We start from the raw sequence: 22,458 nt of genomic DNA on the forward strand, positions 1-22,458 counted from the left end.
AGTTTTGGCCAAGCGCATTTCTAATCCTTTGACACATCACAGCGCCGCGAAGCGCCGGGCCGAAGAAGGCAGGTATAAAAAGGCGCCCGCCCGGAAGGACCAGGCGGGCGCCTTTTTTATTTTCTGGTCTCCCCGCCGCCGGGAGGGCAGCGGTCCCTGCAATAAGAGAGCAGCGCCTCTATCACCTCGTTGGCCACGGCCAGATCCTCCAGCTCCACGGGCAGCTCTTCCACCACCCGGTTCGCCTCCCGCTGTTCCTGGATCTCCCGGGCCCGCTGGACCTGCCGGCCCAGATCCGTGAGGTAGAGAAGGCACCGGGTGTCGCTCCGGACCCGCCGGACCAGCCCCTTCCCCTCCAATTTGTCCACCACGGTAGACGTGGCACCCTTGGTGCGGACCATCCGCTGGGACAGCTCGGCCTGGGAGATCCCCTCCCGCAGGGAGATCTCCCGCAGGGTGTGGATCTCCCCCTCGAACAGCTCCACGCCGTCGTGGTAGCGGGCGTGCCTCATGTTTTCCCGCAGGAAGCGCTCCATCTCATAAAGGTGGCCGACGAATTTGACCAATTCCTCCGGGCTCGCCATGGCCCCAGCCCTCTCAGTAGTTCTTGGACAGAAGCTCGAAATAGGCCTGGGGATGGGCGCAGACGGGGCATACGCCGGGGGCGCTCTTGCCCACATGGATGTGGCCGCAGTTGCGGCACTTCCAGACGTACTCGTCCCCCCGCTGGAAGACCATTCCCTCGTCCAGGTTCTTCAGCAGCGTGAGGTAACGCTCCTCGTGCTCCTTCTCGATCTTGCCCACGCCCTCAAAGAGGAAGGCCAGCTTGGTGAAGCCCTCTTCCCTGGCGGTCTCGGCCATCTCCTTGTACATCTGGGTCCATTCCTCGTTCTCCCCGGCGGCGGCGGCCTTCAGGTTGGCGGCGGTGTCGCCGATGCCGCTCAGCTCCTTGAACCACAGCTTGGCGTGCTCCTTCTCGTTGCCGGCGGTCTCCTCAAAAATGGCCGCGATCTGCTCGTAGCCCTCTTTCTTGGCCTTGCTGGCGAAGAAGGTATACTTGTTGCGGGCCATGCTCTCCCCCGCGAATGCTTTCCACAGATTGGCCTCAGTCTTGCTCCCCTTGAGTTCCATATGTATTTCTCCTTTCTAATTCAAGATCGGAATCTTTGTTTATTTTATCACGGAAGACCTGGGAAATCAAACCAATTCTTCCCCGCGCTCCTCCTGTTCCCCGCAGTGGGGGCACAGGCCGGTAAAGATCAGATCATGCCGTTCGATCCGAAAGCCAGGCTCCGCGGCGCAGGCCGAAGCGTCGATCTCCGGGTCGTAGGCCAGCTCCAGATCGAAAACCCCGCCGCAGCCCCGGCAGCGGAAATGGGTGTGGGGCTCGGTGTTGGCGTCGTAACGCTCCACCGGGAAGGGCATGCGCATGATGATCCCCTCGTCGGCCAGCAGGTTCAGGTTGCGGTATACCGTTCCCAGGCTCAGATTGGGGTTGGCCGGTTTGAGCCACTGATAGACCATCTCGGCGGTGGGGTGCTGGTCGGTACCGCAGACCGCCTGATAGATCATCTCACGCTGCCTGGAATATCGTTTGCCTACCATAGGCGCCTCCTTTCCTTATAACAGGAATAATTCTCGTTATTAGAATACCATGCCGCTAGGAAAAAATCAACCCTTTTTTTCATCTTTTTCCCGGTGCCTTTTTCCGGGGTTTCCAAACCCGTTTTGACGCATACTAGCCTCGGATGGAGATTCCGACGACCATGCCAAAAACCATGTAAGTTCAGGAGGAGAGGGAATGAAGCGAAACATCAGCTTGTTCGCCCTGGCCATGGCGATGACTCTGGTTCTGGCGGGCTGTTCCACGACCAAGGCCCCCGCGGTGACGCCCACCCCGGCCGCCACCAGCACCCCTGAGGCGACAACGCCGGCGGAAACGCCCGCGGCCTCGCCTGAGACCACCGAGGGCAGCACCGCCGCCCACCGCGGCGACAACGCCATGCGGGGCGCTCTTCACGACGCGGGCGACGTAGCCCGGGGCGCCGTGGATGGAGTCGGCGACGTGGCCCGGGGCGCTGTGGACGGCGTGGGCGACGTCCTCGACGGCGTAGGCAATGCCGCCCGGGACGTGGGCAACGGCGTCAAGAACGCCGTCCATTAACGGAAAAAGACCGGACCGCGGGAGACCCCGGTCCGGTCTTTTTTTGCCGTCCGCCATCCTTTTCCAGCCAAGCGCGGAAAACAGAGATTGTAATATCCCGTCTAAAAATGCTATAATAGCATAACTTGAAATAAAAAATGATCTACGCCCATCGGCCGGATCAGGGGGTAATGGCATGCAGAAGCGAATCATTCCCGCACTCATGGCCGCAGCGCTGTTGATTACGGGTGTGATCTCCATCATATCCATCCACGGCCTTCAGGGGAACGCCCGGGTCATCAACTACGCCGGCGTGGTCCGGGGCGCCACCCAAAGGCTGATCAAAAAAGAGCTCAACGGCCAGCCGGACGACGAGCTGATCCGGCGGCTGGACGGCATTCTGGCGGAACTGGAGACCGGGGACGGGCAAAACGGCCTGGTCCGGCTGGATGACGACAGCTTTCAGGATTTGATCTCCCAGATGCAGGCCCAGTGGACCCAGATAAAAGAGGAGATCGGACGGGTGCGGGCGGGCGCCGACGGGGCCCGCCTCTATCAGCAGAGCGAGGACTATTTCACGCTGGCCGACCTGACGGTCTCCGCCGCCGAGGACTATTCCGAGCGGCAGGTACATACCGCGGAACTGGGGTTGATCTTCCTCTCCGCCCTCTTCCTGCTGCTGTCTGCCGCCCTGGCCTGGTTCACGGCGGCCCAGACCCGGCGACAGCGGCTTCTCCAGGAGGCCGAGGAAAAAAACCTGCTGGAGCGCCAACAGCTGGCCCAGCTCTCCGAGGATCTGCGGGCCCCCATGGACGAGATCTCCGAGCTTATCTACGTATCCGACATCGTGACCCACGAGCTTCTGTTCATCAACGAGACGGGGCAGCGGACCCTGAACCTTCCCAAAGCCTGCGGACAGATGTGTTATGAGGTCCTCCAAGGCCTGGACCACCCCTGCGAATTTTGCTCCACCCCCCACCTGGTCCCCGGGGAGACCTATACCTGGGAGCATTCCAACCAAATCACCAAGCGGCACTATCTCCTGAAGGACCGGCTGATCCAGTGGGAGGGCCGCCCCGCCCGGCTGGAGATCGCCTTCGACATCACCGAGGCGGAGGCGGAAAAGCAGGCGATCAGGCACACGCTGGACGTGGAACAGATGGTGATGGAGTGTGTGCGGACCCTGTACCAGGGCCACGACCTGTCCCAGTCCTTTCCCGTGGTGCTGGAAAAGCTGGGCCGTTTCCTCTCGGCGGACCGCGCTTACCTGGCCGTAGCCCGGGACGGGAGGCTCTGCACGGATTACGAGTGGTCCCTTCAAGCGTCGGAGACCAAAGAGCTGTCCATCGAAGATATCTCCCCCCAAACCCTGGAGCGCTGGCGGGCCGCCTTCGGCCAGGAGGGGTGCATCTCCTACGACAACATCGAGCGCCTCCGGGAGGCCCACCCGGAGGAATACGGATTGCTGCTCTCCCACAACGCCCACAGCCTTGTGGTGGCCCCCCTGGACCAGGACGGCCGCCTGAAGGGCTTCCTGGTGGTCATCAACCCGCCCGCCGAGCGGATTCAAAGCATCGCCCCCCTCCTGCAGACGCTTTGCTATTTCCTCATGCTGACCTTCCGCCGGCTGGAGAGCGAGCAGCAGTTGGCCCAGCTGAGCTACTACGATTCCCTGACCTCTTTTTATAACCGCAACCGCTTCATTGAGGATTCCAACGCCCTGACCGGCGCCTCCGGTCCGGTGGGCGTAGTGTATCTGGACGTGAACGGCCTCAAGGACATCAACGACCAGCGGGGCCACGCCTACGGGGACCGTGTGCTGGCGGAGTGTGCCCAGATGATACGGGAGGCTTTCCAGAACGCGGATTTCTACCGCATCGGCGGCGATGAGTTCGTCATCCTCTGCCCCGGGGTCTCCCAGTCCAGCTTCGAGACGAAATTGGCGGCCCTGCGCCGCCGCTTTCAGGCCGGGGGGCTCTGCCGCGCCGCCATCGGCGCCCAGTGGGCCGGGCATTTCGCCAATATCCATCAGATCATCGCCGCCGCCGACGCGGAGATGTACGAGGACAAGAAGAATTTTTACCGCCAGAACCCCGTCTCCAACCGCTACCGCCACCTCAGCGACGAGGCCCTTCGCCTGTCCGACCCGGAGGTGCTGCGGGAGGAGATCCGGCAAAAGCGCTTCGTGGTCTACCTCCAGCCAAAGCTCTCCTCCTCCGACCGCTCCACGGTGGGGGCCGAGGCCCTAATCCGCTACCAGTCCCGCTCCGGCTCCCTGACCCTGCCGGGCAACTTCCTCCCCATGCTGGAGGAGAGCCAGCTCATCAGCCAGATCGATTTTTACGTCTTTGAGTGCGTCTGCTTCCAGATCAACGCCTGGATCGAGCAGGGAAAGCAGCTCCTTCCCATCTCGGTCAACTTTTCCCGCTCTTCCCTGTCCCAGCCCGATTTCGTGGACAGCCTGGTCCGGCTCTGCCGCAAGCACGGCGTGGAGCAGCGCTATCTGGAGATCGAGCTCACCGAGACCTCTCACGAGGCGGACACCGTCGACCTCAATGGGTTGATCCAAGAGCTGCGCCAGGCGGGCTTTACCGTCTCCATCGACGACTTCGGCACCCGATACGCCAACGTCGCCCTCCTCGCCAAGGCGGAGTTCGACGTCCTCAAGCTGGACAGGAGCCTGGTGGAGGACGTGGCTGTCAACCCCAGGGCCCGGGACGTGGTGGAGTCCATCGTCAATACCTGCAAAAAGCTGGAGATCCAGGTGGTGGCAGAGGGGATCGAGACGGAGGATCAGCTCTCCGTCCTGCGCGCCTGCGGCGTCGACCTGGGCCAGGGCTTTTTGTTCAGCAGGCCCATCCCCATCGGGGAGTACGAGGAAAAATTTCTTTGATCAGAGGGCCTTTTGCCCCCGGAGCCATAGGCTCTGGGGGCTTTTTCTCGGGAAAACGCTCCATTTTGTATCGGGACAACACCTTGGAGAATAGGATAGGGGCAGAACGTTGATAAAGGAGGCCCCGCCCATGCTCTCCGCCTGGCTCGTCCTGATGCTCCACTCCCTCTTTTTCCCCCTGCGCCTGTCCAGCGCCACCGGCTCCTTCCCCCGGGCTCTGAAACCGGAGGAGGAACGGGACTATCTGGACCGCTACGCCGCCGGAGATATGGCCGCCCGGGACGCCCTGATCGAGCACAACCTGCGCCTGGTGGCCCACATCGTGAAAAAATACTACACCCAGACCGGGGACCAGGACGACCTGATCTCCATCGGCACCATCGGGCTCATCAAGGGCATCTCCACCTTCAAGCCCGACCGGAACGTCCGTCTGGCCACCTACGCCTCCCGATGCATCGAAAATGAGATCCTGATGCACTTCCGCTCCCAGCGGAAATTTCAGGGTGAGGTCTCCCTCTCCGACTCCCTGGACTCCGACGGGGACGGCAACTCCCTCTCCCTCATGGATGTTATCCGGGTGGACGACAACATGCTGGAGGAGCTGGACACCCGGGATGCCTGCGCCAAGGTCCGCTCCTGCGTGGCCAAATGCCTGGACGAGCGGGAGTCCATGATCGTCACCCTGCGGTACGGCCTCAAGGGGCAGACTCCCCTCACCCAGCGGGAGATCGCCCAAAAATGCGGCATTTCCCGCTCCTATGTCTCCCGCATCGAAAAGAAAGCCTTGGAGAAACTGAAGGGGGCACTGGAGGGGACCGTCACCGCCGCCGAGCCCTGACCTTCCCGCAAAAATGGGAAGCGGTCTTTTGAAGGCCGCTTCCCATTCTTTATTGCTCTGCGCGACAGTGCCATCAAGACGGCCAAGCGGGCCCTCTCCGGTCCGCGGCCTTGGGGTCTCAGCGCCCGTTCACGGAGTGAACGGATGCGCGCCGAAAACAGCGTCCCACGCTGTTTTTAAAATCCCATGTCCTCGGACAGGTTTTCCATGACCTGGCCCACCGTCTTCATAGCCTTTCCGGCGGCCTTCTTCACGGAGTGCTTCTTCCGGGGCATCATGGCCGCGCCCAGCGCAGCCCCCGCCAGGACGCCCAGTCCCATGCCCTTGGCAAATTCGTGATCCTTCATACCTTCCACCTCTCTTTTTTTCAGTGAGCCTTCGCTCCCGGTTTTATTATTGCCCTGAAACGGGAAAAAACCGTTGCTAAAAACCGCCTTCTCCTTTATAATAAAAAAGGTAAATTGGAAGGGGCGGGGGCATGGGCCTCGGCCCTTTTTTGCAAATAGAAACTTCTTCATTTATTTTGAAAATTCCCCAGGGAAAGGAAGCGAAGCCGTGTGAAACTGCTCATTCGCCAGGGCCGTCTGGTGGATCCCGTCGGCGGCATCGGCGGGGTGCTGGACATCCTCATCGAGGACGGCAAGGTGGCCGTCATCGGAAGCGACCTGCGCTCTCCCGGCGCCCAGATCATTGACGCCAAGGGCCTCACCGTCTGCGCCGGGCTTGTGGACATGCACGTCCACCTCCGGGAGCCCGGCTTTGAATACAAAGAGACCATCGCCACCGGCGCCCGGGCCGCCGCCGCGGGCGGCTTCACCGCCATCGCCTGTATGCCCAACACCAGGCCCGTCATCGACATCCCCGAGGGCGTGGTCTTCATCAAGGAGAAATCCGCCCAGGCGGGGGGCGCCCAGGTCTTCCCCATCGCCGCCGTGTCCAAGGGCCAGAAGGGCCAGGAGGTCAACGACTTTGAGGCCCTCAAGGCCGCCGGGGCGGTGGCCCTGTCCGACGACGGGGTTCCGGTGCAGAACGCCAACCTCCTCCGGGACGCCATGATCCTGGCCCACCGGCAGGAGCTGACCATCCTCTCCCACTGCGAGGACGCCGACATGGTGCAGAACTTCGCCGTCAACGAGGGCCGGGTCTCCCGCCGGCTGCGCATCCCCGGCCGCCCCGCCATCGCCGAGGAGCTCCAGGTCATGCGGGACGCCATGCTGGCCGAGGAGACCGGCGCGGCGGTCCATATCTGCCACATCTCCACCGCCAAATCGGTGGCCATCGTCCGCCGCTTCAAGAAGAAGGGGGTCTCCATCACCTGCGAGACCTGCCCCCAGTACTTCACCTTTACTGAGGACGAGGTGCTCCAGCAGGGCTCCCTGGCCCGGGTGAATCCCCCCCTGCGCACCCCCGTGGACGTGGAGGGCATCATCGAGGGGCTGAAGGACGGCACCATCGACGCCATCGCCACCGACCACGCCCCTCACTCCGCCGAGGAAAAGGCCCGTCCCCTCACCGAGGCCCCCAGCGGCATGATCGGCCTGGAGACCGCTCTGGCCGCCGCCCTCACCGCCCTCTACCACACGGGACAGATGAGCCTCAGCGATATCCTGCGGAAAATGACCATCAACCCGGCCTGCATCCTGCGGATCCCCGGCAAGGGCCGTCTGGCCATCGGTTCGGACGCTGATCTCGTCATCTTTGACCCCGACCAGGAGTGGGTGGTGGACCCCGAACAGTTCCGCTCCATGGCCCGGAACACCCCCTTCGCCGGGAAGACCCTCAAGGGGAAGGTGCGGTATACCGTCCTGAACGGTGAGATCATCTACCGGGGGGAAGAAGGCGCGGGGGCATGAGCCAAAGGAAACGGCGCCTTCTTTATTGGCCGGTCTCTGCGGTTTTGGCGGTCACCGGGTGCGTTTTGCTTCTGGGCTCCTTCCAAAACCGGTGGTCTAGGGACGGGGGTTATTTTGTTCTCGGCCTGCTGCTGATCTGGGTCGGCTGGGCCGAATTACTGAATTTTCATCCCTATCGATCGGTCCAGTCAAAATCCCTGGGGACACGCTGGTTCTCCGGTGTGATAAACCTGGCTCTGGGCTGTCTTTACTTTTTCTTTGTGATCTCGGACCGCCGCTATACGGCCATAGGGCTGGGCACAGCGCTGCTGGCGCTGCTCTCCGCCGCCGCAGTGACGGCAATAACCAAAAAAGGAAACTCCATTCGCTGAAGGATAGAGAGAAGGCGGATTGACGTGGTCCGAACAAACATGCGGCGTCTCTTTTGGCCCGTGCTGACCCCTGTGCTCATCATCAGCGTTCTTTTGCTCCTCGGGAGCATTACGGACCAATGGCCCTACAACCGGTGTTATCTGGCTTTCGCCCCGGGCTATTTCTGGGTGGGGCTGGCCTACCTGCTGGACTTCCATCCCAGCAAAAAGGCACGGTCCTGGTCCAAGGACTATCGCAGGGCCAACGGCGTCCTGATGCTGGTTTTTGGCGTCTATTGGCTTTTGTTCTATCTTGAGCTGATGGTCCTGCCCATGCTGTTTGTGCTGTTCGGCCTTTTCCTGTGGGTCCAGAGCAAGAAGGAGGAAGATATATGACGCAAACCCAAAAGCGGCTTCTCTTCTGGCTCCCCTTCGCCGGGCTGCTGGCGGGGGGCGCGGCATTGTGGTGGCTGGTCCTCGGCCCCCGCTTCCCCAAAGGCAACGGCATCCATTTTGCCGCCGGCCTGCTGTGGGGGTGGATGGGGCTGGCCCACCTGCTGGGCTTTTTCCCCCAGAAAGCGGACTGCCCGCCGCCCCGTGTCCGGCAGTGCCTTAGCCTTGCCATGCTGTGCCTGTGCCCAATCGAGCTGTGCGGCGCCTTTTTGCCCTCTGTTTGGCCTGCCGCCCGCCTTCCCCTGCTGGTCGTTCAAGGCCTCTCCCTCATCGCGCTCATCGTTCTCTTGTTTCTTTATCATCATAAAAAAGGATAGAAAGGAATGATTTTATGTCCTTCGACAAACTGCAGGAGCTCATCAAAGCCAAGAAAAACCCCACCGTGGCGGGCCTGGACCCCAAGCCGGAATACGTCCCCCCCCATATCCTCCGCGCCAGCCTGGACAAGTACGGCGAGACCCTGGAGGGGGCCGCCGACGCCATCCTCCAGTTCAACAAGGGCCTTATGGACGCCCTGTGCGACGTGGTCCCCGCCGTCAAGCCCCAGTCGGCCTACTACGAGCGGCTGGGCTGGCAGGGCATGAGGGCCCTGGAGGAAACCATCCGCTACGCCAGGGAGAAGGGCCTCTTCGTCATGGCCGACGTGAAGCGGGGAGACATCGGCTCCACCGCCCAGGCGTACAGCGACGCCTGGCTGGGCAAGACCCGGGTGGGGAGCGCCGACCTGCCCGTCTTTGACGCCGACTGCCTGACCATCAACGGCTACATGGGCTCGGACACCATCCTCCCCTTCCTGGAGACCTGCCGGGTAGAGGACAAGTGCCTGTTCACCCTGGTCAAGACCTCCAACCCCGGCTCCGGGGAGCTCCAGGACATGGTGGCCGGGGACCGGGTGGTCTATCAGGTCATGGGCGATCTGGTGCAGCGGCTGGGCAAGGACGATATCGGCAAGTACGGGTACAGCCGGTGCGGCGCGGTGGTGGGGGCCACCTACCCCTCCGACCTGCGGGCCCTCCGCAAGCGGCTGGAACACACCTTCTTCCTGGTCCCCGGCTACGGCGCCCAGGGGGGCACCGCCGAGGACGTGCGCTTCGCCTTCGACAAATACGGCCGGGGGGCCATCATCAACGCCTCCCGCTCCATCATGTGCGCCTGGCAGAAAACCGGCCACGACGGCCAGGACTACCAGGACGCCGCCCGGGCCGCCGCCGAGGCCATGCGGGACGACATCAAGCAGTTCGTCACCATCCTGTAAGGCGATGAAGTGTCCATTTTGCGGGGAAGAGATGGAGCCGGGCGCCCTGCGGTCCCGGGGGCGGTATGAGAGCGACTTCGCTTTTGTGCCCCCGGCGGCGGACCCGCCGGAGGACGACAAACTCCACATTCTCTGGACCCAGAAGAAATGGGACGACAAAAAGGCCGTCTCCCTGACCCGGACCTTAAAGGATCGGAAAGCCCTGAAGGATATGCTCCTCACCGGGGGCGACTATTTTGCCCAGGCCTGGAGGTGCGCCAAGTGCGAAAAGGCTCTGGCGGTCTTTGAGGCCTTCGGTCCCTACATACAGGAGCCTGTCTCCACGCCCGACACCCCAGACGGCCCCCTGCCCACCGAGGGCGAACTCCTGTCCCAGACCTGGGACAGGCCTCCCGATCAGGAGCCGGCCAAGCCAAAATCCAAGCCCAGGCGAAAATCCGGCAACGACCCCTGGGACAAGGGCGGCCCATTGGGCAGGCGGGGGGACAAGCCGGACTGGGAGCTGTGAGGAGGAAACGGTATGGAACATCAAGCCTGTCCCTTCTGCGGCGGGGAAATGCGTCCCGGAGGGCTGTATCTCCCCCTGCGTCCCCAGCCTATCCGCTGGGTCCCGGCTGACGGAGCCGGATATGCCCCCTGGGACGCGGATGCCGCCATCACCTTGAGCGGAACTTTGGAGGCGCGGGCGGATGCCCGCCCTCTGGCAGAGCAGCTCTTCTCCTCTTTCCCACAGGCAGATGCCTGGTACTGTCCCGCCTGCCAAAAGGCGGTGGCCGTCTTTCAGAAGGCGGAATCCTTTGACGACCCCTTTGACGATCCCTTCCCCAACGTCCCCAACGGCCTTTTCCCTACCGAGGCCGAGGTGATGGCCTCCCTTCGGGAAGACAAGCCCGGAGGAAAGGCGGAGCCCGCCCCGGAACCCAAGCCCCGGCCCGGCAGAGACCCCTGGGACAAGGGCGGGCCGTTCCGCAGGAAAAAGAAACCGGATTGGGAGTTTTGAGCCCATACCGCCGATTGGGAGGTCTCTATGGAAACAAAAACCTGTCCCGCCTGCGGCGGGGCGCTGAACTTGAAGCTTCAAAAGCTGGATGTGGGCAGCGACGGCTGGAGCCCTCTGATGGCGGTCCTCTCGGAAAGCCTCACCGTGGACGTATACGCCTGTCCCAAGTGCGGGAAGGTGGAGCTCTATCTGCCCGAGACGGAGGAAGGGGCCTTTTCGGAGATCCCCGACGGCCCACTGCCCTCCGAAGCCGAGATCGAGACCATGGCCAGGGGCCAGGGCTCCGGGGAGAAGCCCGCCCCCAAAAAGAAGGGCTTCTTCCGCCGTGACAAAGATAAGCCGGGCTGGGAGCTCTGAGCCCCGGCCCATTCCCCAACAAACCTTCGGAAAGTGGTGATCCCCTTTGATCGTGGAAACCAAATGCCCCATCGTCTATAAAGATACCCCCAGCGCCCACGCCGTCCGCATGGAGCTGGAGGTGGGACGGATGGTGGCCCAATCCTTCCGCTCCCCCGGCCAGTTCGTCCATATCAAGTGCGGCCACTCCCGGCTCCTCCGCCGCCCCATTTCGGTCTGCACCTGCCAGAGTGACGATCCCGCCGACCTGCTGACCATCGTCTTTGAGGTCCGGGGAGAGGGCACCGAATGGCTGGCCCGGCGGGAGGTGGGAGAGTCCCTGGACGTGCTGGGCCTGCTGGGCAACGGCTTCCAGATGGATCCCAAGAGCCGCTGCCTCCTGGTGGGGGGCGGCATCGGCGTCCCCCCCATGCTGGGCTGCGCCCAGTACGCCAACGGGAACTGCGACGCCGTCCTGGGCTTCCGGGACACCGGCCACGCCCTTCTGGTCAAGGAGTTCCAGGCCCACTGTCCCACGGTGGCCGTGGCCACGGAGGATGGGAGCCTGGGGGAAAAGGGGTTCGTCACCGGGCCCATGGAGGCCCTTTTGGCCGCCCATTCCTATGACGCCGTCCTCTGCTGCGGGCCCAAGCCCATGCTGAAGGCGGCCGCCGCCCTGGCCAAGGCCCACGGGGTGCCCTGCCAGGTGTCCCTGGAGGAGCGGATGGCCTGCGGCGTGGGGGCCTGCCTGGGCTGCGCGGTCCAGATGGCCGACGGGACCATGAAGCACGTGTGCAAGGACGGGCCGATTTTTGACGCTTCGGAGGTGGACTGGAATGGCTGATATGCGGGTGAACCTCTGCGGGGTGGAGCTGAAAAACCCCGTCACCGTGGCCTCCGGCACCTTCGGCTTCGGGCGGGAGTACGGGGCGTTCTTCGACATCTCCCGGCTGGGGGGCATCAGCGTCAAGGGGCTGACCCCCCTGCCCCGGAACGGCAACCCCTCCCCCCGCATCGCCGAGACCCCTATGGGGATGCTCAACTCCGTGGGACTGCAGAATCCGGGGGTGGACGCCTTTATCGCCCACGAGCTGCCCGAGCTGCGGCGGCATGACATCACCGTCATCGCCAACATCTCCGGGAATACCCCGGAGGAGTACGGCGAGATGTGCGAAAAGCTGTCGGCGGCGGGGGTGGACATGATCGAGGTCAACATCTCCTGCCCCAACGTGAAGGCGGGGGGGCTGGCCTACGGCACCCGGCCCGAGCTGGCCGCCGAGGTCACCGCCGTGGCCAAGGCCCACTCTGCCGTGCCCGTGATGGTGAAGCTCTCCCCCAACGTCACCGACGTCACCGAGATTGCCCGGGCGGTGGAGGGGGCGGGGGCGGACGCCGTCAGCCTCATCAACACCCTGCGGGGGATGGTCATCGACGTAAAGACCCGCCGCCCCATCTTAAAGATGAACACCGGCGGCCTCTCCGGCCCCGCCGTGCTGCCCGTGGCGGTGCGGATGGTCTGGGAGGTCCACAATGCCGTGAAGGTGCCCATCCTGGGCATGGGGGGCATCTCCAGCGGGTCCGACGCCGCCCAGATGATGCTGGCGGGGGCCTCCGCCGTGGCCGTGGGGGCCGCCACCTTTGCCGATCCCTTCGCCCCTGTCAGGGTGCTGGAGGAGCTGGAGGCCATCTGTGACGCCCAAGGACTGAAAAGCGTCACGGAGCTCACCGGGGCCGTACAGCCCTGGTAGGGCCGCGCCAATCCAAACACAGAGAGGAACCTGAAGCAATGACCCGAATCTACATCATCCGCCACGCGGAGGCCGAGGGCAACCTCTACCGCCGGATCCACGGCTGGTACGACAGCCGCATCACAGAAAACGGCAAGCGGCAGATCGCCGCCCTGGAGCACCGCTTCCAGTCCATCCACATCGACGCCGCCTACGCCAGCGACCTGCGGCGCACGCAGACCACCGCTCAGGCCGTGGTCCGGCCCAAGGGGCTGGAGCTCCATATCGAGCCGGACCTCAGGGAGATCGGTATGGGCATCTACGAGGACAAGACCTTCGGCGATCTGGCCTATCACGATCCCAAGGGACAGCGGCTTTTCGTCACCTGTTCTCCCCAGTGGGACCCCCAGGGGGGAGAGACCTTCGCCCAGGTGGCCCAGAGGGTCACCACCGCCGTTTTCCGCATCGCCAGGGCCCACCCGGACCAGACGGTGGCGGTCTTCAGCCACGGCACCGCCATCCGCTGCCTCCTCTCCTCCCTCCGGGGCAAGCACCCCCACGAGACCCCGGAGCTGGGCCACTGTGAGAACACCGGCGTCTCCTGCCTGGAGACCGACGGGGAGCGGGTCAGCGTCCTCTTCGAGAACGACGCCTCCCACCTGCCCGAGGAGATCGCCACCATGGCCCGGCAGAAGCGGGCCATGTCCACCGGCTCCTTCCCTCTCGTGTGCTGGTTCCGCCCCCTGGACATGGACCGGGAGGCCCAAATCTATTTCGAGGCCAGGAAAGACGCCTGGCAGGACATCCACGGCAGCCTTCAAAACTTCGACGGCCCCGGCTTCCTGGCGGAGGCCCGGGGCCAGTGGGACGCCGACCGCCGGGCAGTGGAGTGCGTCATGCTGAGGGACCAGGTCATCGGCGTCCTCCAGATGGCCACCCTGCGGGACGCGGACCAGGGCGTGGGCTACGTCCCCTTCGTCTACCTGAAGCCCGATTTCCGACGCCGGGGCATCGGGGTCCAGCTCATCGGAGAGGCGGTCTGCGCCTACCGGGCCCTGGGCCGGGACCGCCTGCGGCTGCGCTGCGCCCCCGACAACCACCTGGCCCAGCGTTTTTACAAGCGCTACGGCTTTGTGCGGATCGGCCAGGCCCCCGGCTCCAGGGTCCCTCTGGATCTGCTGGAAAAAGAAATTTGAGAGAGGGCTTCGCCCTCTCTCTTTTCTACCCCCACGCGTTCGCCAAAAACGCCGAAAGTTCTTCCTCTTTTTTGTTTAAAACATAAATTTTGAATTTTCTCCTTCTTTCGCCTGTTTACGAACCGGGCTTTGCCGTATATAATTAGCGTGAACGGCATTTCCAGCCGTTTACAAGAACCATACCAAATCTTGACATTTTTGTCAGTTCTGGAGGCTAGCTCTTGGACATTTCAAATGTGATCTCCATGTTGGGAGCCATCGCGCTGTTCCTCTTCGGCATGTCTACGATGACCGACGGCCTGGAAAAGCTCTCCAGCGGCCGGCTGGAAGGGATCCTGGAGAAGCTGACCAACAACGTGTTCAAGGGGGTCCTCCTGGGCGCCCTGGTCACCGGCCTCATCCAGAGTTCCGCGGCCACCACTGTCATGTGCGTGGGCTTCGTCAACGCCGGCATCATGAAGCTGGAGCAGACCGTGGGCATCATCATGGGCGCCAACATCGGCACCACCGTCACAGCCCAGCTCCTCCGTCTGGGCAACATCTCCTCGGACAACGCCTTCATGGCCCTTTTGAAGCCCTCCTTTCTGGGGCCCATCCTGGCCATCGTCGGCGTGGTCTTTTACATGTTCATCAAGGGCGGCCGGAAAAAGAACATCGGGCAGATAGTGCTGGGTCTGGGCATCCTGTTCATCGGCATGAACACCATGACCGTGGCGGTGGCCCCCCTCCAAGACCTGCCGGAGTTCCAGTCCCTCTTCACCGCCTTCTCCAATCCCCTGCTGGGCGTGGTGGTGGGCGCAGCGGTCACGGCCCTCCTCCAGAGCTCCTCGGCCTCCATGGGCATCCTCCAGGCCATCTCCACCACCGGCGTGGTCCGCTTCAACATCGCCATCCCCCTCATCATGGGCCAGAACATCGGCACCACCGTGACGGCCCTGCTCTCCAGTATCGGGGCCAGCAAAAACGCCAAGCGGACCGCCATGATCCACCTGTTTTTCAACATCATCGGCTCCCTCTTTTTCCTGGTGGTCCTTTACGCCGGGAACGCCATGCTGGCCTTTCCCTTCTGGGAGAACGTGATGGACATGGGCTCCATCGCCAACCTCCATCTGCTGTTCAACGTGGCCTGTACCGCCCTGCTGCTCCCCTTCAATAAGGTCCTGGTGCGGCTGGTGGAGCGGATCATCCCGGGCGGCTCCGAGGTGCGGGAGGTCTCCGTCCTGGACGAGCGCTTCCTCGCCTCCCCCTCCCTGGCCCTGGAGCGGGCCCACGACGCCGTCATCCAGATGGGCCTCTACGCCCAGGAGAATTACCGTACTGCCGTGGAACTGCTGGGCCATTACGACCTCAAAAAGCTGGAGCGGCTCAACGAGACTGAGATCGCCCTGGACAAGATGGAAAACGCCCTGGACAACTATCTGGTGAAGCTCACCGACCGTGCCCTCACCCCCCAGGAGAACATTAAGATCTCCGAGCTGCTGCACACCCTGTCCGACTTCGAGCGGATCGGCGACTACTCGGTGAACGTGGCCGAGTGCGCCACCGCCCTGCACAACAAGGGCATCGTTTTCTCCAACATCGCCAAGCGGGAGCTGAAAGCCCTCACCGACGCGGTGGACGAGACCATTGAAAAGGCCCTGGAGTGCTACCGGGAGCGCTCTTACGACCTCTCCCTCCAGGTGGAGCCCCTGGAGGAGGTGGTGGACCTGATGCGGGACGACCTGCGGGCCCGGCACATCGAACGGCTCAAATCCGGCGCCTGCACCATCGAGCTGGGCACTCAGTTTTTGGAGCTGCTCATCAATCTGGAGCGTATCTCCGACCACTGCTCCAACATCGCCATCGGCATCCTTCACCAGACCGCCCCCAAGGGCAACCTGGTCCTTACCGACACCCACGCCTATACCCACGAGCTCCACCACGGCCACAACCCGGAATTTGAGCTCATGTTCGCCGCCGCCAAAGCCAGATATTACGACCCCCTCATGGAGGCGGAACCCCCTCTGGGAGAGGAATGACACAAAGGACGCCCCGGACAGATGTCCGGGGCGTCCTCTCTTTTTCCCTCTGATTCAAACTCTGCGGTACTGCGCCTTTCCGCTCTCGTAAAGGTTGGCGCCGGAGGCGTCGATGGCCACGGTGAGGGGCAGATCCAGCACCTTCATCCGCTTCACCGACTCGCACCCCAAATCGTCGAAGGCAACCACCTCCGCCGCCTGGATGCACTTGGCGATAAGGGCCCCCGCCCCGCCCACGGCGGCGAAATAGGCCGCCTGGTTGCGGATGATAGCGTCGATGACCCCCTGATCCCGCTCCCCCTTGCCGATCATGGCCGCCAGACCCAGGTCCAGGAGCCGGGGGGCGAAGGCGTCCATCCGGCCCGCCGTGGTGGGGCCGCAGGCGCCCACCGCCATCCCCTGCTGGCCGGGGGTGGGGCCGGCGTAATAGATGACGGCGTCCCTGATGTCGATGGGCAGGGGCCTGCCGGCGTCCAACAGCTCAAAAAAACGTTTATGGGCGGCGTCCCGGGCCGTATAGATGACGCCCGACAGCAGCACCCGGTCTCCGGCCCGGAGGGCGGGCAGGGCGGCGCGGAGCCCGGCGGTGGTCAGGCGCTTTGCCTCCCCGCTCATTTCTCCTCCAAAGGGAGGGGCTGGGGGGCCTTGGGGCCGGACAGGGTCTCCACAGTCTCCTGCAGGGCCTTCAGGGCCGCGTCATGGGCATCGAACTCCCGGGAAATGCCCTCCAGGCTTTGGTTCACCCGGTCCAGCTCCCCGGAGGCGTGGGTGATGGTGGCGTCCAAATCAGCCCGCAGGCGGCTGTACGCCGACTGGAGCTTGCCGAACCAGCACTCCATCTCCGCCTTGGTCTTTTTCACCTTGGCCTGGGCCTCCTGCTCGATGGCCTGAGCCCGGCCGTGGGCCTCCAGCTCGATGCCGGCGGTGCGGTCCTTGATGGCCTCATATGAGGCGGCGGCGGGGGTCAGCTTCTTGACCTCCTGGGTCAGTCCCGCCACCTGGGCGGCCAGATCGGCCCGCTCGGCGCTCAGCTTGGACAAAGAGGCCTCCCGGTCCGCCAGGTCGGCGGCCAGACGCTTGTTCTCCTCTTCCAGGGTAGACAGCCGCTTCTCCTCCGCGGATGCCTTCTCCTCGGCCTCCGCCTTCCCCTTTTTGGCCTCCTCCAGCTCCCGCTGGAGGGCGGAGAGCTTCTCCGCCTGTTCCCGGGCGCTGGTCTCCAAATAAGTCAGCACGTCCTGCTTCTGGAAGCCGCCGAAGGCCGCCGTGCGGAACTGCAGCTCTGTCTCGTTCATGGAGGGTTCCCCCTTATTTCTACAAATTGAGATATATTATCATATCACATTTTTTTCCCGGTGACAACCGGACAAAACCGCCCTTTCTTTCCCGATATTTTCCGCTGATAAAGCCCCGGCGGTTTGAATCCGTCCATTGTGGGAAATCCGTTTGTATGTTAGTATTGAGTGAAACAAACATCATCCCCGGCAGAAAAAGCACACGCGGCAAACCGGAAATGCGCATGGGAGAATTATTATGTATGAAAGAATGCTTGATAAGCAGACCAGGCCAACCTTTGATGATATGGCCGCATACTGCGGCAAGGGTATGGAGCTGTTTGTCCGAATCAATGAGTGGCTGTCAAATGTGTGTCACACGACCCAGGAGATTTCTTTTCCCTATGGAAACAACTATGGCTGGGCAGTTGCTCACAGAAAAAAGAAAAAGCTGATCTGCAACGTGTTTGCAGAGAATGGCGCCTTTACCGTTATGATTCGGTTGTCAAATAACCAATTTCATATGGTATATGACCAGATGGAAAAAGAAACGCAGGCCTGCATCGACAGCAGATACCCCTGTGGTGACGGCGGCTGGCTACATTACCGAGTGACCAGCGAGGCTCATTTCTGTGACATACAAAAGATGCTGGAAATGAAGTGCGCATCCTGAACTGCAATTATTCATTGATGCAGGCCATCAAACAGCAGGCGGCCCCGCGAGGGTGCCCGTCTGCTTTGCGCATTTCCACGGCAGGTCTGCAAACAATGCTTGAAACAGCAAAATTCAAAAAGGGAGAGACCACATTTCCCCTCCGATTTTTGCCGGCACCCTCCTCCTCTCTCTCCCAACTGAGCAAGAATGGTCGAGCGTCTTTTTCCCCGATCCGCTATGATGAGAACGTCCACAGGAGGTGACAGAGATGACTGATCAGATCGAGGCCGTCCAGCGGATGCAGGATTATATCGAGGACCACCTGGCCGAGGAGATCACCCTGGCGGACCTGGCCGGGTCCGCCCGCTTCTCCCCCTGGTACTCCGCCCGGCTCTTCCGGACCCACACGGGTCTGGCCCCGGCGGACTACATCCGCCGCCTGCGGCTGGCCCGCTCCGCCCTGCGGCTGCGGGACGAGGGGTGCCGGATCACCGACGTGGCCTACGAGATGGGCTTCGGCAGTGTGGACGGTTACCAGCGGGCTTTCCGGCGGGAATTTGGCCGCAACCCCCGGGCCTACGCCGAAGAGCCGGGCCCCCTGCCTCTCTTCACCCCCTACGGCGTCAAGTTCAGGGAATTATGGAAGGAGACGAGCCACATGGAAGAGGTTAAAAGCGTATTTATCCAGCTGGTGGACAAGCCCGCCCGGAAGGTCATCTGCAAACGGGGCGTCCGGGCAGCGGATTACTGGAGCTATTGCCAGGAGGTGGGGTGCGATGTGTGGGGCATCCTCACCAGCATGAGATCTATCTCGGGGGAGCCGGTGTGTCTGTGGCTGCCCCGGCGCTACCGGAAGCCGGGCACCTCGGAGTATGTACAGGGGGTGGAGGTGGACGCCGGGTATGACGGCCCGGTGCCGGAGGGCTTCGACGTCATCGACCTGCCCGCCTGCCACTATCTGATGTTCCAGGGGGAGCCCTTTGCCGAGGAGGACTACTGCCAGGCCATCCAGGCCCTTCAAACCGCCATGGACCGCTATGACCCGTCGGTCATCGGCCGCCGCTGGGACGACGACAGCCCCCGCATCCAGCTGGAGCCCGTCGGCTCCCGGGGCTACATTGAGCTCAGGGCGGTAGAGTGAACCAGAAAGAGGACGGCCTTACGGCCGTCCTCTTTCCGCTCTGAGGCCCTCTTCAGCCCGCCAGCCTCTCCCCCGCCGCGGCTTTCTGCCCCCGGGTGGGCTCCCAGCTCAGCCGGAGCTTCACCAGCCGGCCCGGCCAGCACAGGACATAAACCTGCCTGGGCTCCCCCGCCCGGTCATATTGGTAGGCCTCCTCCGCCCCCCAATCCCCGGCGGAAACCGTCCGCCAAAGGTCCCCATCCTCTTTTTGGTAGTCGGTGATCTCCAGCAGCTCCGCCCTGCAGGCGTCGTAGAGCGGCCCGAACTTCACGTCCACGACTTCATAGCTCAGCTCCGGGGCCATCGGCTCATCCAGGACGGTCTGCCGCTGGTCATATGCCGTGTAGCCCAGCAGGAAGGAGTTCTGCGTCAGCTGTTGTTGATAGGTATAGTATTCATAGTCCGTCTCCAGCAGGTCCTCCACCCGCAGCGGAAGGGGATCGCGGTGGATCACCCACCTTCTGGTCTCTCCGGGGGCGATCTCAACGGAGTATGTCTCCCCGTCCGCCCCCGAGAAATTCCTCTCCAGGGCCGCGACAGACACATAGCGCACCATGGCAAAGACGCCGACCACGGCCACCAGGATACACCCGGTACAGGTGACGATCCGGTTGGTCCTCCGGCTGGCTCCGCACCACTTCAAAAGGCTTTTCAGCCCCAGCGCCGCCGCCAGCACGGCGGCCACGTAGAGGAAGGCGGCCCCCGCGATCCACCCATTGCCCATTCCGGCGACATAGACCAGCCATACCGCCAGAGAACCCAGAGCCACCACCATCAGGACAAGGCTGGTCCTCCGGACGACCGCCCCTCTCACCACGCAGGCTCCGCCCCGCTCCACCGATTTTTGAGAGGCCCGGTACCACAGGGCGTAGCCCGCCAGGTTCATGACATAGTTCGCCAGCAGCAGGGCCCACATGGCCGCCGCCCACAGCCCCATGCCGTTGGACCAGACCTGGATCACGCTTCCGCCGACGTTGTGGGTCTGCATCCAGATCTGGAAGATGGACAAGACCACCATCACCGCCTGGGAGGGCAGGAAGTTCTTTTTCATGGCCTGATGGATCGTGCTCAGCTTGACCCCCTCGTCGGTCTCCAGGGGGACCGCGCCGGGGTCCTCCGAATAGAAGATATCCATCTGGAGCCACTGGGCCGCCATATGCCACCCAGCCTCCTCACAGTAGTCCAAAAAGGTCCGCTGCTTCGGAGTTGGACCGGCGTCGAATTCGGAGGCCCCGGCAAAATAGGTGACGGCGACCCCCCGTTTTTTCGGCTCCGCCTGACGGTAGGTCCACCAAACCGTTCCCGCCTTTTCCAGCACCCAGCCTTTCTCCGACATCCGCTCCAAATGGGCCGTGACCCCGGCGTAATCGTAAAAGCAGTAGGTCCACATCTCCCGTTTTTTCCTCATGCCTCTCCCCCCTCCCGGTACCTGCGGTAGTCCCCCGCCAGCTCCGTCAGCCGACGGTACTCCTCATCCAAAGCCCTCAGCCCATTCTGGGTGATGCGGTAGCTGCGCCTGCGCCCCTCCACCTTGGTCTGGCGGATCATCCCCGCCTCCTGGAAGCTCTCCAGCAGATTGTAAAGAGTCCCCGGGCCGATGGCCACCCGCCCGGCGGTCATCTCCTTGACCCGCTCCATCAGGTCCATGCCGCACCACTCCGACTGAAGGCACAGCAGGATATAAAACATCTGCTCCGTCAGGGTGCCGAACTTTTCCCGGGCCATACCCCTCCCCCCTTTTTTTATTATCGATTATCGTAATTACAGTATATTATCGAATATCGATAATATCAAGAAAAAAAGCGGCCCTCCCTGATTGGGGAGGGCCGCCGGATGTTTCTGCCGCTCAGTGGGCCAGATAGACCGCCTTCATGCCCTTGTAGGTCATATAGCAGTCCAGCTTGCCGGTGACCTCAAAGGGGGCGTGCATGGAAAGCACGGGCACCCCGGCGTCCAGGGTGTCGATGTCCCGCTCGGCCATATAGACGGCCACGGTGCCGCCGCCGCCGGCGTCCACCTTGCCCAGCTCCGCCATCTGCCAGATGACCCCCGCCGCGTCCAGGGTCCGGCGGACGAAGCCCACCACCTCGGCGGAGGCGTCGGAGGCGCCGGACTTGCCCCGGGCGCCGGTGTACTTGCAGAAGCCCATGCCGTAGTTCACCCGGGCGCTGTTGCGCTTTTCGAACACCTCGGGAAAGTTGGGATCATAGGCCGCCGTCACGTCGGCGGAGAGGCAGAAGGAGTGCTCGTAGCAGGTCTTGAGCATCACCCGCTGGGCGTCGCACAGATCGCTCATGAAGGTATCGAAAGCCGCGCTCTTCATGCCGGAGACCCCCTCGGAGCCGATCTCCTCCTTGTCCGCCAGCATGCACACGGCGGTGTGGGCGGGCCGCTCGATATCGAAGAGGGCCGCCAGGGAGGCGTAGGCGCACACCCGGTCGTCCTGGCCGTAGGCCCCGATGAGGGAGCGGTCAAAGCCGATGTCGCTGGCCCGGAAGGCGGGCACCACCTCCAGCTCGGCGGAGATGAAGTCCCGCTCCACGATGCCGTACTTTTGATTGAGGATATCCAGAATGGCCAGCTTCACCCGGTCAGAGCCCTCGTCGTCCTTGAAGGGGCGGGAGCCCACCAGCAGGTTCAGATTCTCGCCGGGGATGGCCTCGTTCAGGGGCTTCTTCCCCTGCTCGGCGCCCAGGTGGGGCAGCAGGTCGTCCACGGTGAACACCGGGTCTCCGGCCCCCGCGCCGATGGCCACCTTCACGGTGGAGCCGTCCTTCTTGACGATGATGCCGTGGAGCTCCAGGGGGATGGTCACCCACTGGTATTTGCGGATCCCCCCGTAGTAGTGGGTCTTGAGGAAGCCCAGCTCCCCGTCCTCATAGAGGGGCTGGGGCTTCAGGTCCAGCCGGGGGGAGTCGATGTGGGCCGCGCCGATGGACACGCCGTCGGCCAGGGACTTCTCCCCGATGACCGCCAGCATGACGGCCTTGCCCCGGTTCACCCGGTAAAACTTGTCTCCGGGGTTCACCGTCATGCCCCGGGTGAAGGGGACGAACCCCCGGGCCTGGGCCTGGCGCACCACCTCGTCCACCGCCTCCCGCTCGGTCATGGCGGCATCCAGGAACTTCTTATAGTCCTCGCAGTAGGACTTCATGGCCGCCTCATCCTCGGCGGTCAGGCAGTCATACCCGTTCTTCTGGTCATCCATCAGCGCCTCCCGGCGCAGCTGGGCCGGAGTCTTTTCCTTTTCTTCCATGGAACATACCTCCTTATAGTTTCACTGTCTCCAA

26 protein-coding genes are annotated in these 22,458 nt (G+C 63.0%); 17 read left to right on the top strand and 9 right to left on the bottom strand.

Annotation, left to right across the window (positions count from 1 at the left end):
* Positions 1-116: 116 nt before the first annotated feature.
* The 3 genes from AAEU42_RS05795 to AAEU42_RS05805 form a co-directional block, all read right to left on the bottom strand.
* Complete coding sequence (locus AAEU42_RS05795; RefSeq protein ID WP_342232590.1) at positions 117-584, bottom strand: MarR family winged helix-turn-helix transcriptional regulator; 468 nt, start codon at positions 582-584, stop codon at positions 117-119.
* Positions 585-597: 13 nt separating this feature from the next.
* Complete coding sequence (rbr, locus tag AAEU42_RS05800) at positions 598-1,131, bottom strand: rubrerythrin (protein WP_342232591.1); 534 nt, start codon at positions 1,129-1,131, stop codon at positions 598-600.
* Between the two features lie 66 nt (positions 1,132-1,197).
* On the bottom strand, positions 1,198-1,605 hold the full coding sequence (locus AAEU42_RS05805; protein WP_342232592.1) for a Fur family transcriptional regulator: 408 nt from the start codon (positions 1,603-1,605) through the stop codon (positions 1,198-1,200).
* Positions 1,606-1,801: 196 nt separating this feature from the next.
* On the opposite strand from AAEU42_RS05805, the gene AAEU42_RS05810 reads away from it, so the two are divergent.
* The 3 genes from AAEU42_RS05810 (at position 1,802) to sigK (ending at position 5,874) form a co-directional block, all read left to right on the top strand.
* The gene (locus tag AAEU42_RS05810) at positions 1,802-2,164 is read left to right on the top strand and encodes a hypothetical protein (RefSeq protein WP_342232593.1); all 363 of its coding nucleotides are present in this window, start codon (positions 1,802-1,804) and stop codon (positions 2,162-2,164) included.
* Between the two features lie 175 nt (positions 2,165-2,339).
* Positions 2,340-5,036, top strand: a complete 2,697-nt coding sequence (locus tag AAEU42_RS05815) for an EAL domain-containing protein (protein WP_342232594.1) — start codon at positions 2,340-2,342, stop codon at positions 5,034-5,036.
* 130 nt (positions 5,037-5,166) lie between these two features.
* Entirely contained in the window at positions 5,167-5,874 is a 708-nt protein-coding gene (gene sigK / locus AAEU42_RS05820; RefSeq protein ID WP_342232595.1) for an RNA polymerase sporulation sigma factor SigK, read from the top strand.
* A gap of 176 nt (positions 5,875-6,050) precedes the next feature.
* On the opposite strand, the gene AAEU42_RS05825 is transcribed toward sigK, so the two are convergent.
* Entirely contained in the window at positions 6,051-6,221 is a 171-nt protein-coding gene (locus AAEU42_RS05825) for a hypothetical protein (protein WP_342232596.1), read from the bottom strand.
* A 210-nt stretch (positions 6,222-6,431) separates the two neighbouring features.
* Between AAEU42_RS05825 and AAEU42_RS05830 the strand changes: the two genes are divergently transcribed.
* From AAEU42_RS05830 to AAEU42_RS05885, 12 genes are all read left to right on the top strand, one after another.
* Positions 6,432-7,727, top strand: a complete 1,296-nt coding sequence (locus AAEU42_RS05830; RefSeq protein ID WP_342232597.1) for a dihydroorotase — start codon at positions 6,432-6,434, stop codon at positions 7,725-7,727.
* The gene (locus AAEU42_RS05835) at positions 7,724-8,098 is read left to right on the top strand and encodes a hypothetical protein (RefSeq protein ID WP_342232598.1); all 375 of its coding nucleotides are present in this window, start codon (positions 7,724-7,726) and stop codon (positions 8,096-8,098) included. The genes AAEU42_RS05830 and AAEU42_RS05835 overlap by 4 nt, the downstream gene beginning before the upstream one ends.
* A 39-nt stretch (positions 8,099-8,137) precedes the next feature.
* Positions 8,138-8,473 (top strand): hypothetical protein, encoded by a 336-nt coding sequence (locus AAEU42_RS05840; RefSeq protein WP_342232599.1) that lies wholly within the window; start codon positions 8,138-8,140, stop codon positions 8,471-8,473.
* Complete coding sequence (locus tag AAEU42_RS05845) at positions 8,470-8,847, top strand: hypothetical protein (RefSeq protein WP_342232600.1); 378 nt, start codon at positions 8,470-8,472, stop codon at positions 8,845-8,847. Before AAEU42_RS05840 ends, AAEU42_RS05845 begins: the two co-directional genes overlap by 4 nt.
* A gap of 14 nt (positions 8,848-8,861) precedes the next feature.
* Positions 8,862-9,785, top strand: a complete 924-nt coding sequence (gene pyrF, locus AAEU42_RS05850; protein ID WP_342232601.1) for an orotidine-5'-phosphate decarboxylase — start codon at positions 8,862-8,864, stop codon at positions 9,783-9,785.
* A gap of 4 nt (positions 9,786-9,789) precedes the next feature.
* Positions 9,790-10,293, top strand: coding sequence for a PF20097 family protein (locus AAEU42_RS05855; protein WP_342232602.1), 504 nt, complete (start codon positions 9,790-9,792; stop codon positions 10,291-10,293).
* A 12-nt stretch (positions 10,294-10,305) separates the two neighbouring features.
* Positions 10,306-10,785, top strand: coding sequence for a PF20097 family protein (locus AAEU42_RS05860; protein ID WP_342232603.1), 480 nt, complete (start codon positions 10,306-10,308; stop codon positions 10,783-10,785).
* A 27-nt stretch (positions 10,786-10,812) separates the two neighbouring features.
* The gene (locus AAEU42_RS05865) at positions 10,813-11,142 is read left to right on the top strand and encodes a hypothetical protein (protein ID WP_342232604.1); all 330 of its coding nucleotides are present in this window, start codon (positions 10,813-10,815) and stop codon (positions 11,140-11,142) included.
* A 52-nt stretch (positions 11,143-11,194) separates the two neighbouring features.
* Positions 11,195-11,965 carry a dihydroorotate dehydrogenase electron transfer subunit gene (locus tag AAEU42_RS05870; protein WP_342232605.1) on the top strand — a complete coding sequence of 257 codons (771 nt, stop codon included), beginning with the start codon at positions 11,195-11,197 and terminating at the stop codon, positions 11,963-11,965.
* Positions 11,958-12,869: a dihydroorotate dehydrogenase gene (locus tag AAEU42_RS05875; RefSeq protein WP_342232606.1), complete on the top strand. Its 912-nt coding sequence runs from the start codon at positions 11,958-11,960 to the stop codon at positions 12,867-12,869. The genes AAEU42_RS05870 and AAEU42_RS05875 overlap by 8 nt, the downstream gene beginning before the upstream one ends.
* Positions 12,870-12,907: 38 nt before the next feature.
* A complete protein-coding gene (locus AAEU42_RS05880) occupies positions 12,908-14,044 on the top strand; it encodes a GNAT family N-acetyltransferase (RefSeq protein ID WP_342232607.1) in 1,137 nt (378 codons plus the stop codon).
* Positions 14,045-14,265: 221 nt separating this feature from the next.
* Positions 14,266-16,062, top strand: a complete 1,797-nt coding sequence (locus AAEU42_RS05885; RefSeq protein WP_342232608.1) for a Na/Pi cotransporter family protein — start codon at positions 14,266-14,268, stop codon at positions 16,060-16,062.
* 54 nt (positions 16,063-16,116) lie between these two features.
* Here AAEU42_RS05885 and AAEU42_RS05890 read toward each other — a convergent pair whose 3' ends face one another.
* Both AAEU42_RS05890 and AAEU42_RS05895 read right to left on the bottom strand, forming a co-directional pair.
* Positions 16,117-16,677: a Fe-S-containing hydro-lyase gene (locus tag AAEU42_RS05890; RefSeq protein WP_342232609.1), complete on the bottom strand. Its 561-nt coding sequence runs from the start codon at positions 16,675-16,677 to the stop codon at positions 16,117-16,119.
* Entirely contained in the window at positions 16,674-17,354 is a 681-nt protein-coding gene (locus tag AAEU42_RS05895) for a hypothetical protein (RefSeq protein ID WP_342232610.1), read from the bottom strand. Before AAEU42_RS05895 ends, AAEU42_RS05890 begins: the two co-directional genes overlap by 4 nt.
* Positions 17,355-17,592: 238 nt before the next feature.
* Between AAEU42_RS05895 and AAEU42_RS05900 the strand changes: the two genes are divergently transcribed.
* Both AAEU42_RS05900 and AAEU42_RS05905 read left to right on the top strand, forming a co-directional pair.
* The gene (locus tag AAEU42_RS05900) at positions 17,593-18,006 is read left to right on the top strand and encodes a DUF3788 domain-containing protein (RefSeq protein ID WP_342232611.1); all 414 of its coding nucleotides are present in this window, start codon (positions 17,593-17,595) and stop codon (positions 18,004-18,006) included.
* 250 nt (positions 18,007-18,256) lie between these two features.
* Positions 18,257-19,129 (top strand): helix-turn-helix domain-containing protein, encoded by an 873-nt coding sequence (locus AAEU42_RS05905; protein WP_342232612.1) that lies wholly within the window; start codon positions 18,257-18,259, stop codon positions 19,127-19,129.
* A 52-nt stretch (positions 19,130-19,181) separates the two neighbouring features.
* Here the strand turns inward: AAEU42_RS05905 and AAEU42_RS05910 are convergent, their stop codons facing one another.
* The 3 genes from AAEU42_RS05910 to AAEU42_RS05920 all read right to left on the bottom strand — a co-directional run bounded on the left by AAEU42_RS05910 (position 19,182) and on the right by AAEU42_RS05920 (position 22,424).
* A complete protein-coding gene (locus AAEU42_RS05910) occupies positions 19,182-20,576 on the bottom strand; it encodes a DUF2812 domain-containing protein (protein ID WP_342232613.1) in 1,395 nt (464 codons plus the stop codon).
* The gene (locus tag AAEU42_RS05915; RefSeq protein ID WP_342232614.1) at positions 20,573-20,893 is read right to left on the bottom strand and encodes a PadR family transcriptional regulator; all 321 of its coding nucleotides are present in this window, start codon (positions 20,891-20,893) and stop codon (positions 20,573-20,575) included. Before AAEU42_RS05915 ends, AAEU42_RS05910 begins: the two co-directional genes overlap by 4 nt.
* A gap of 121 nt (positions 20,894-21,014) precedes the next feature.
* Entirely contained in the window at positions 21,015-22,424 is a 1,410-nt protein-coding gene (locus tag AAEU42_RS05920) for an aminopeptidase (protein ID WP_342232615.1), read from the bottom strand.
* Between the last annotated feature and the right edge of the window lie 34 nt (positions 22,425-22,458).

Origin of the sequence: Pseudoflavonifractor phocaeensis (genome assembly GCF_038439875.1) — a bacterium.
Lineage (GTDB): Bacteria > Bacillota > Clostridia > Oscillospirales > Oscillospiraceae > Vermiculatibacterium.

What these genes read in the sequence shown, in the direction of transcription:
- AAEU42_RS05795 (WP_342232590.1), bottom strand. Translation starts at nt 584, where the DNA reads ATGGCGAGCCCGGAGGAATTGGTCAAATTCGTCGGCCACCTTTATGAG.
- rbr (WP_342232591.1), bottom strand. Translation starts at nt 1,131, where the DNA reads ATGGAACTCAAGGGGAGCAAGACTGAGGCCAATCTGTGGAAAGCATTC.
- AAEU42_RS05805 (WP_342232592.1), bottom strand. Translation starts at nt 1,605, where the DNA reads ATGGTAGGCAAACGATATTCCAGGCAGCGTGAGATGATCTATCAGGCG.
- AAEU42_RS05810 (WP_342232593.1), top strand. Translation starts at nt 1,802, where the DNA reads ATGAAGCGAAACATCAGCTTGTTCGCCCTGGCCATGGCGATGACTCTG.
- AAEU42_RS05815 (WP_342232594.1), top strand. Translation starts at nt 2,340, where the DNA reads ATGCAGAAGCGAATCATTCCCGCACTCATGGCCGCAGCGCTGTTGATT.
- sigK (WP_342232595.1), top strand. Translation starts at nt 5,167, where the DNA reads ATGCTCTCCGCCTGGCTCGTCCTGATGCTCCACTCCCTCTTTTTCCCC.
- AAEU42_RS05825 (WP_342232596.1), bottom strand. Translation starts at nt 6,221, where the DNA reads ATGAAGGATCACGAATTTGCCAAGGGCATGGGACTGGGCGTCCTGGCG.
- AAEU42_RS05835 (WP_342232598.1), top strand. Translation starts at nt 7,724, where the DNA reads ATGAGCCAAAGGAAACGGCGCCTTCTTTATTGGCCGGTCTCTGCGGTT.
- AAEU42_RS05840 (WP_342232599.1), top strand. Translation starts at nt 8,138, where the DNA reads ATGCGGCGTCTCTTTTGGCCCGTGCTGACCCCTGTGCTCATCATCAGC.
- AAEU42_RS05845 (WP_342232600.1), top strand. Translation starts at nt 8,470, where the DNA reads ATGACGCAAACCCAAAAGCGGCTTCTCTTCTGGCTCCCCTTCGCCGGG.
- pyrF (WP_342232601.1), top strand. Translation starts at nt 8,862, where the DNA reads ATGTCCTTCGACAAACTGCAGGAGCTCATCAAAGCCAAGAAAAACCCC.
- AAEU42_RS05855 (WP_342232602.1), top strand. Translation starts at nt 9,790, where the DNA reads ATGAAGTGTCCATTTTGCGGGGAAGAGATGGAGCCGGGCGCCCTGCGG.
- AAEU42_RS05860 (WP_342232603.1), top strand. Translation starts at nt 10,306, where the DNA reads ATGGAACATCAAGCCTGTCCCTTCTGCGGCGGGGAAATGCGTCCCGGA.
- AAEU42_RS05865 (WP_342232604.1), top strand. Translation starts at nt 10,813, where the DNA reads ATGGAAACAAAAACCTGTCCCGCCTGCGGCGGGGCGCTGAACTTGAAG.
- AAEU42_RS05875 (WP_342232606.1), top strand. Translation starts at nt 11,958, where the DNA reads ATGGCTGATATGCGGGTGAACCTCTGCGGGGTGGAGCTGAAAAACCCC.
- AAEU42_RS05880 (WP_342232607.1), top strand. Translation starts at nt 12,908, where the DNA reads ATGACCCGAATCTACATCATCCGCCACGCGGAGGCCGAGGGCAACCTC.
- AAEU42_RS05890 (WP_342232609.1), bottom strand. Translation starts at nt 16,677, where the DNA reads ATGAGCGGGGAGGCAAAGCGCCTGACCACCGCCGGGCTCCGCGCCGCC.
- AAEU42_RS05895 (WP_342232610.1), bottom strand. Translation starts at nt 17,354, where the DNA reads ATGAACGAGACAGAGCTGCAGTTCCGCACGGCGGCCTTCGGCGGCTTC.
- AAEU42_RS05900 (WP_342232611.1), top strand. Translation starts at nt 17,593, where the DNA reads ATGTATGAAAGAATGCTTGATAAGCAGACCAGGCCAACCTTTGATGAT.
- AAEU42_RS05905 (WP_342232612.1), top strand. Translation starts at nt 18,257, where the DNA reads ATGACTGATCAGATCGAGGCCGTCCAGCGGATGCAGGATTATATCGAG.
- AAEU42_RS05910 (WP_342232613.1), bottom strand. Translation starts at nt 20,576, where the DNA reads ATGAGGAAAAAACGGGAGATGTGGACCTACTGCTTTTACGATTACGCC.
- AAEU42_RS05915 (WP_342232614.1), bottom strand. Translation starts at nt 20,893, where the DNA reads ATGGCCCGGGAAAAGTTCGGCACCCTGACGGAGCAGATGTTTTATATC.
- AAEU42_RS05920 (WP_342232615.1), bottom strand. Translation starts at nt 22,424, where the DNA reads ATGGAAGAAAAGGAAAAGACTCCGGCCCAGCTGCGCCGGGAGGCGCTG.